The sequence below is a fragment of the Streptomyces sp. NPDC040610 genome, from assembly GCF_055594065.1.
In genome coordinates this window covers 1-7,001 of sequence record NZ_JBVIXA010000030.1, presented here as the reverse complement: position 1 = coordinate 7,001, position 7,001 = coordinate 1, and the positions used below count along the sequence as shown (strand labels likewise).

The 7,001-nt window shown below is 69.4% G+C and carries 8 protein-coding genes and 2 pseudogenes; 6 read left to right on the top strand and 4 right to left on the bottom strand.

The annotated features are described in order from the left end of the window. The 4 genes from ACZ6AA_RS40825 to ACZ6AA_RS40810 form a co-directional block, all read left to right on the top strand. Positions 1–418: hypothetical protein (locus ACZ6AA_RS40825; RefSeq protein WP_471463634.1), on the top strand; the 418-nt coding region annotated here is incomplete at its 5' end. A gap of 92 nt (positions 419–510) precedes the next feature. Beyond that, on the top strand, positions 511–873 hold the full coding sequence (locus ACZ6AA_RS40820; RefSeq protein WP_468462566.1) for a MarR family winged helix-turn-helix transcriptional regulator: 363 nt from the start codon (positions 511–513) through the stop codon (positions 871–873). Beyond that, positions 870–2,303 (top strand): MFS transporter, encoded by a 1,434-nt coding sequence (locus tag ACZ6AA_RS40815; protein ID WP_468462556.1) that lies wholly within the window; start codon positions 870–872, stop codon positions 2,301–2,303. Before ACZ6AA_RS40820 ends, ACZ6AA_RS40815 begins: the two co-directional genes overlap by 4 nt. A 33-nt stretch (positions 2,304–2,336) precedes the next feature. Beyond that, a complete protein-coding gene (locus ACZ6AA_RS40810; RefSeq protein ID WP_468462555.1) occupies positions 2,337–2,630 on the top strand; it encodes a DUF1330 domain-containing protein in 294 nt (97 codons plus the stop codon). 346 nt (positions 2,631–2,976) lie between these two features. On the opposite strand, the gene ACZ6AA_RS40805 is transcribed toward ACZ6AA_RS40810, so the two are convergent. The 3 genes from ACZ6AA_RS40805 to ACZ6AA_RS40795 form a co-directional block, all read right to left on the bottom strand. Continuing rightward, a complete protein-coding gene (locus ACZ6AA_RS40805) occupies positions 2,977–3,714 on the bottom strand; it encodes a dienelactone hydrolase family protein (protein WP_468484159.1) in 738 nt (245 codons plus the stop codon). Between the two features lie 413 nt (positions 3,715–4,127). Continuing rightward, entirely contained in the window at positions 4,128–4,499 is a 372-nt protein-coding gene (locus ACZ6AA_RS40800; RefSeq protein WP_468462553.1) for a hypothetical protein, read from the bottom strand. Beyond that, positions 4,496–5,161: a TetR/AcrR family transcriptional regulator gene (locus ACZ6AA_RS40795; protein ID WP_468484160.1), complete on the bottom strand. Its 666-nt coding sequence runs from the start codon at positions 5,159–5,161 to the stop codon at positions 4,496–4,498. Before ACZ6AA_RS40795 ends, ACZ6AA_RS40800 begins: the two co-directional genes overlap by 4 nt. 69 nt (positions 5,162–5,230) lie before the next feature. Here ACZ6AA_RS40795 and ACZ6AA_RS40790 point away from each other — a divergent pair, with 69 nt between their 5' ends. Both ACZ6AA_RS40790 and ACZ6AA_RS40785 read left to right on the top strand, forming a co-directional pair. Further along, positions 5,231–5,893, top strand: a complete 663-nt coding sequence (locus tag ACZ6AA_RS40790) for an O-methyltransferase (RefSeq protein ID WP_471463631.1) — start codon at positions 5,231–5,233, stop codon at positions 5,891–5,893. A 71-nt stretch (positions 5,894–5,964) separates the two neighbouring features. Continuing rightward, a pseudogene (locus ACZ6AA_RS40785) lies at positions 5,965–6,360 on the top strand (transposase); the annotation flags it as partial. A 14-nt stretch (positions 6,361–6,374) separates the two neighbouring features. Here ACZ6AA_RS40785 and ACZ6AA_RS40780 read toward each other — a convergent pair. Then, positions 6,375–6,866: pseudogene (locus ACZ6AA_RS40780) on the bottom strand (transposase); the annotation flags it as partial. Positions 6,867–7,001: the final 135 nt, after the last annotated feature.

Below are 7,001 nucleotides of genomic sequence, written 5' to 3'. Positions count from 1 at the left end.
CACCCAGATCTCGACCAACTCACGGAAAGCCACCGACACCAAGACACACCAAAGCATGCCGGAACACCCCAACAAACCCAAAACACACCAAACCCTCCCGGCAGACCCCGCCACGGCGAACGGAAAGGCGAGCGGAAAGCAGTACGCCAGTGCCGCGCCGCCGCCAGAGCCGAGGTCCAGGACTCGTTCACCCTTCGTAGAGGTCGGCAAGTCGGCCACCGCGATCGGATTGCCTCAGCCAAGGGACGCAGCGAGGATCCCAGCAGACAAGGGCATCGCGCCTGTCATCGGCATACAGACTGCAACCGAACTGGCCATCGAACCCGACAACCCCACACCCACAACACACAACACCGACCCACGACAGTCGACCATTTCCATAGACTATGAATATAAAATGGCTATGCTTTGGGTATGAGTCGTCAAGACACCGCTCCTGGCGCGTCCGCCGCCATCGGGGCAGCCCTCTACGGCCTGGCCACCAGGGCCGCGCGACGCCTGCCCCGGGACATGAGCCTGACCTCCGCCGCCACCCTGGCCACCCTGGACCGGACCGGAGCGCGGCGCATCACCGATCTGGCCGCGGTCGAGGGCGTCACCCAGCCCGCGATGACCGCCCTGGTCCGGGTGATGGAGGAGTCCGGCCTGGTCGAGCGGCGGGGCGACGCGTCCGACAAGCGGGTCACACTGGTGTGCCTGACCGAGGCCGGCGCCTCCTATGTCCGGACGCGGCGCCAGGCAGGCATCCACGCGTTCGAGCGGTTGATCGGCGAGCTCACCGGCGACGAGGTCGAGGCGCTGGTGGCGGCCCTTCCGGCACTGAAGCATCTGGCAGAGGCCGAAAGCCAGGACCGCGAAGGGCCCAAGCAGTGACCGGGCAGCCGGGCGGCAGGGCCGCGGTGAAGGCGTCCCCGGTGGCGCGTTCCGAGGCGCGGCTGCTGGCCCCCGCCCTGATGTTCATCGCTCTGGTCGTGGCGGCGGTCGCCAGCCTCGGGGCGCCGCTCATCACCAGCGTGGCGACCTCCTTCCACGTCTCGCTCGGCAGCGCGCAGTGGACACTGACCGTCGCGCTGCTCAGCGGCGCCGTCGCCACGCCGGTCCTGGGCCGGCTCGGAGCCGGCCCGCACCGGCGGGCCACGATCCTCGCCACACTGGCGGTCGCCGTCGCCGGCAGCGCGCTCACCGTGCTGCCGCTGCCGTTCGCGTGGCTGCTGGCCGGCAGGGCGGCCCAGGGCATCGGGCTCGGGCTGACGGCGCTGATGATGGGCGTGGCCCGGGACCACCTCCCCGAGGAGCGCAGCACGTCCGTGATCGCCCTGATCTCGGTGGTCTCGATCATCGGGGCCGGCGCCGGCTACCCGCTGGCCGCACTGCTCGCCGAGCTCGGCGGGGTCCGGGCCGCCTACGGCCTCGGCCTGGCCGTCACCGCCGCCGCCCTCCTGACCGCATGGCGCTCCATACCCGAAGCCCCCCAAGACCGCTCTGCCCACGTGAACGTGGCAGGCGCAGCCGTCCTGGCCGCCGCGCTGCTCCTGGTGCTGTTCCTCGCCGGCGAACGGAATCTGTGGAGTCGGCACCTCGCCGTGGCGGCGGGCCTCACCGTCGCCACGACGGTGCTGCTCTGCCTCTGGGCCGTCGTCGAACTACGCAGCACGACGCCCCTGGTCGATCTACGGGCGCTGCGGCACCCGGCGGTCGCCGGAGCGAACCTCGCCATGTTCGTCGGCGGGATCGGCACATACCTCCTGCTCACACTCATCACCCGGTACGCGCAGACACCACACGGCGCCGGCTACGGCTTCGGCCTGACGACCTTCGTCGCCGGGCTGGTCCTCATCCCGTTCTCGGCGCTGGGGTTCGCCGCCGGAAAACTCACGCCGCGGGCCCGGACAAGGATCGCCGACCCCCTGCTCCTGGCCGGCAGCGCCATCGTGGTCGGCGGCGGGTTCGCCCTGTTCGCGGCGGCCCGGTCGAACCTGATCGAACTGTTCGCGGCGATGGGCCTGCTCGGCTTCGGCGTCGGCGGCTTCTCGGCCGCCATGCCCGGCGTCATCCTGGCCGTCACCCCCAAGAGCGAGACGTCGAGCGCCATGAGCTTCAACTACGTCGTCCGCAGCGTCGGGTACTGCCTGGGCAGCGCCATCGGAGGCCTGATCCTCGCCGCAGGCACCGGCCCCGGCCACCTCTTCCCCGACGACAGCGCCTACACCACCGCAGCCCTGGTCGGCATCGGCGCCATGACGATCACGACACTGACAAGCCTCGCTCTCGCCCGCCGACGCTCGTCCGCGACCAACCCGTAAGCCAGACGCACTCATCCCCACACTGGAGGTCCCATGCCCAAGGGCTACTGGGTCAGCGCCTACCGCACCATTTCCGACCCCGAGAAGCTGGCTGCCTACAACCAACTGGCCGCTCCCGCCGTCAAGGCCGGGGGCGGCCGGGTCCTCGTCCGCGGCGGCCGGGTCGCGGCACACGACGCCGGAATCGCCGAGCGGACCGTCCTGATCGAGTTCGACAGCTTCGAGCAGGCCGTCGCGGCGCACGAGAGTGCGGCCTACCAGGAGGCGCTGGCCGCCCTCTCCGACGGCGTCGAGCGCGACTTCCGCATCGTCGAAGGCATCGACTGACCGAGGCCCAGCCGGAACCTCACTGAAGGTCCACCACCTTGAATTTCGCTGGTGCGGCTGCTGGTTGGGCGGGGCTCGTGAGTGCTCGCGCTGGTCATGGGCGGCTGTCTCCGGTCCTGACCGTCTGTCAGCGGTCGAGTTCGACGCTCGTCAGGACGAGCAGGGCACGGAGCAGGTTGATGGCGCGGGCGGGGCTCGCCTCGATCACGCTTTATGCCCCGCAGGCTCACCCCGCCCGCCATCCGGCCCCACCCCTCCATGCCCCGATCTGCCGAGCCCCTCCACACTGCTTGAGGCGTCCCAGGCATGACGCCGGCCAAGCCTGGTACCAGCATGCTTGGCCGGGTCATGCCCCCAGATCCTCCGTCACCGGCAGGCACTCCGCGAGCAGGTCGACGACATCGCGCCAGGCTCGCTGCGCGTGCCGCGGGTGGTAGCCGACGCCGGGGACAACAGGGTGGTCGACCGGCGGATGATGGAAGGCGTGCAAGGCTCCGCCGTAAACCGTGAGGCGCCAGTCGACACCCGCGGCCTGCATCTCAGCGGCGAACGCCTCACGTTGCGCGGGCGGCATGATCGGGTCTTCCGACCCGACCCCGGCCCACACCGGGCAACGAATGCGCGCCGCCTCCCCCGGCCGGCCCGTGGTAGTTGCGTTGACTGTCCCGATCGCACGCAGGCTGACGCCGTCGCGCCCCAGCTCCAGCCCGACCGCGCCCCCGGTCCCGTAACCGACAGCGGCGATCCGGCCGGAATCGGTCCGCGGCTCGCTGCACAACACATCAAGCGCCGCACGGCCGATACCCCGCATCCGCTCAGGATCAGCGAGCAAGGGCATGCAACGGGCCAGCATCTCCTCGGGATCGCTCAAATAACGCCCACCGTGGAGATCGAAAGCCAGCACTACATATCCCAGCCTGGCGAGAGCATCGGCCCGGCGCCGCTCGATGTCGCTGAGCCCCATGCCCTCCGGTCCCAGCAGCACCGCGGGCCGGCGGTCGACACCGGCCGGGAGCGCCAGGTGCCCGACCATCGTCAAACCGTCCGCCCGGTACTCGACCGTACGCGTCGAAATCGTCGTCATGAGACTGGACCGTAGTGATCGTCGAGCCCGGTCCGGCCGCTGTTCTGCCACTGGCAGAACAGCACGACCATCCCCCCCCAACACGACAAGGGCTCACAAGAACCGTCACAAATCCCGCGACGGCAGAGTGGTGGGCAGCCACCCGAACGCGCCGACGGAGCTGGGGGGCGAGCTCGCCGAGGACGGCGTCCCCCGCCCCTTCACTATTCGCGTCGGGCGCACGGATATCCCCGGCGGTGAACCCCTGTGCACTCTGGAGACCGGCGGGCAGTCGTACCTCATGCCGGTCCTCCCGCCCACCCGGGCCGAACGGTGGCCCGCCGAGCCCACGCCTTCGCCGCACACCCCAGCCGAGCTGTGGGCTCGCTGGCGCGACCACCGCCGCCGACCACCGGTCTGACCGGGACGCGCTCTCAGGCGGGGACGAAGACGCCCTCGGGGGCCCCGTCGAGGATGAACCCGTTGTCGAAGCGGACCCGCACGCTCACGCGAGGCGCCCGTTCCTGGAAGGCGGTCCACGCGGGTTCCAGAGAGCCGACGTTCTCTTCGAGCTGCCTCCTGCTCTCCGTGGGCATCTCGCCCCCGAAGGCGTCGAGCAGCGACTTGAGTCGCTCGTACTCGCGCACGTCGTCGCTCTCGTCCTGGTGGCCGACGACCTGCTCGACGGTCCCACCGGTGCCCGCCGCCAAGGACAGGAACCCGACGACGACCCCCGACGCCTCGGTCGAATCAGTCAGCCGGGTGTCCGCTGCCAGCACCACCCGCTGGCCTGCCTTCAGAGTCATCTGCTCCCCATCTCCCCTGCGTCGGCTGCGTCCGCTACTTCCGCGCGGTGCAGGAACGCCTCGACGAGGCGGTCGGTGAAAGCCTGGTCGACGGGTTCCGCCGTCACCAGGACGCGATGGTAGACCGGTCCCACGAGTTGGTCGATCTCCGCCGCCATGTCGAGTCCGGCGGCGAGCTGGCCGCGTTCCACCGCACGTTCCAGCGGGAGTCGGTCGCGTCGGCGCTGTTCGTCGAGGTACCCGGACCGCAGGGCGGCGGCGAACGCGGGATCGTGCTGGGCGTGCCCGATGAGGGCCTTGAAGACGGCGCCCGCGTCCGACCCGGTGAGGAACAGGGCCAGTTGGCGCAGGTGGGCGCGCAGGTCCGGGGCCAGGTCGCCGTGGTCCGGCGGGGTCAGGGCTTCGGCCGCGTCCTGGAGGAAGGCGTCCAGGAGGATGTCAGTCTTGGTCTTCCACCAGCGGTAGACGGTCTGCTTGGCGACGCCCGCCCGGGCGGCGATGCCCTCGATGGTGACGCCGGTGAAGCCCTTCTCGACCAAGAGGTCGTCGGCCGCCTCCAGCACTGCCTGCCGGGCCTGTTCGCTGCGGCCGTGCCTGTTGCCGTGGTGGCGTGCCGCCGGTTCCACCCCGGCCGCCGCGGCGGCCGTACTTCCTCGTTCCATGTCTGCCTCCTGGGGCCAGAGTAGGCCAGACCTCTAGACGCTACGCAACGGTGCGTCTAGTCTAGGTCCATGACGCCCACCAACACCCTCGAAGACCCCCGTGTCGCCTCTGCCCTCGACCGGATGTTCCGGCATGCCGAGCAGGACGAGACGACCAGCAGGCGGATCCGGGCGGCGTGGCCCCAGGGTTCCGCGTCCCTCGGTCCGCAGGAGCAGGCCGACGCCAACGCTGAGGTATACATGCCGATTTCCGCCCAGGGCGGGCGCCTGCTCTACAACCTGATTCGGGCCATCCGCCCCGCCACCGTCGTCGAGTTCGGCACGTCCTTCGGCATCTCCACGCTCCATCTCGCCGCCGCACTGCGCGACAACGGGGCGGGGCGGGTGATCAGTACGGAACTGAGCGCCGCCAAGGCCGCGGCCGCCCGCCGGACGTTCACCGAGACGGGGCTGGACGACCTGATCACCGTCCTCGAAGGAGATGCCCGCGATACCCTCGCCGCAGCCGCCGACTCCGCGGACTTCGTCCTCCTCGACGGCTGGAAGGACCTGTGCCTGCCCGTCCTGCGAGTCCTCGAACCACGCCTCGCGCCCGGCACCCTCGTCGTCGCCGACGACGTCGACCTGGAGGACCTCGCGCCCTACCTCGGCTACGTCCGTGACCCCCGGAACGGCTACCAGAGCGTCACGTTCCCCGTGGAGGACGGAATGGAGATCAGCTGCCGTCTCTAGGTCTGCGTGACGTCGTGATCAGTTGTGGGTATCGCCTTCTTCGTGGGGGTGGAACCCGGGGGACACTGGTCGTGGCGCGTAGGCAACTCACGAATGCCCAGTCGAAGTTCATCGAGCTGTACCTGTCGCTCGGTAGGTACGGGCCGTACCCCGAGCGGTTGCGCGAGCAGTTCGAAGGGGTGATCTGGTGGTCCCGGTCCAGTGGTCAGTGGTCAGTGGTCAGTGGTCAGTGACGGGAGATGCCCGCCGAGTTCGGCCCCTGAGCCACCGTCTACGGACGTTTCCGGGTCTGGCGGAACGCCGGCGTCTTCTCCGCCTTGCTGGAAGGCCTGATCACCGAGACCGCCCGCGCCGAGCAGACAGACTTGTCGCTGGTCAGCGTGGATTCCACAACGGTCCACACCCACCACGACGCCGCCGGGATGCGCGTCAGCAAGCACCTCATGAACGCCCTGGAAGAAGGCGCCATGCATGTGCTCGGCCCGGCACCCAGGACTGCCACGGACCAGCTGCCATGGAGGTTCGCCGCAGAGATGCCGATCGACAGAGGCAGACCGTGGCGGTCGACGATGAGGGGGATTTTCGAACCCTTCTTGCCGCGGTCGGCCGGATTCGGTCCCGTCAACTGCCCCCCCCTTGAGGGCCCGGACACTGACGGAGTCAATCGCACACCATGACCAGACCAGGCCACCCCGGGGTCCGAGTTCGTCCAGGACCAGGCGGTGGAGCTCGGCCCACACACGGGCCTCACTCCATTCGGTGAACCGGCGGAAGGCAGTCACTCCCAACAGTCCGAACCCCGGCGGCAGTTGGTTCCAAATACAGCCACGAAGATGATCGCGGCCAGTACCCCACGGCCCTCTCCGCGACGATGCCCTCCGCCCTGCGGGCGTTCCGGAGCCAGCGGCACCACCCGCTGGAACAACTCCCACAGATCCTCCGGCGCCAACCGTTCGACAAGCACAGCAGCCATCACCCCAGACTGCCGCAAGATCACGCCAACTGAAATGACGTCTAAGACGTCATCTCATTTGGATCGGTAGTTTGTCGGTCGTGGTTTCGATCGTTGAGCGGCTGGTGCCGGATGAGTTGTGGGAGTTGTTCCAGC

Bases quoted from the DNA above. Each gene is read 5' to 3' on its own strand.
- ACZ6AA_RS40820 (WP_468462566.1), top strand. From the start codon at position 511: ATGAGCCTGACCTCCGCCGCCACCCTGGCCACCCTGGACCGGACCGGA.
- ACZ6AA_RS40810 (WP_468462555.1), top strand. From the start codon at position 2,337: ATGCCCAAGGGCTACTGGGTCAGCGCCTACCGCACCATTTCCGACCCC.
- ACZ6AA_RS40805 (WP_468484159.1), bottom strand. From the start codon at position 3,714: ATGACGACGATTTCGACGCGTACGGTCGAGTACCGGGCGGACGGTTTG.
- ACZ6AA_RS40800 (WP_468462553.1), bottom strand. From the start codon at position 4,499: ATGACTCTGAAGGCAGGCCAGCGGGTGGTGCTGGCAGCGGACACCCGG.
- ACZ6AA_RS40795 (WP_468484160.1), bottom strand. From the start codon at position 5,161: ATGGAACGAGGAAGTACGGCCGCCGCGGCGGCCGGGGTGGAACCGGCG.
- ACZ6AA_RS40790 (WP_471463631.1), top strand. From the start codon at position 5,231: ATGACGCCCACCAACACCCTCGAAGACCCCCGTGTCGCCTCTGCCCTC.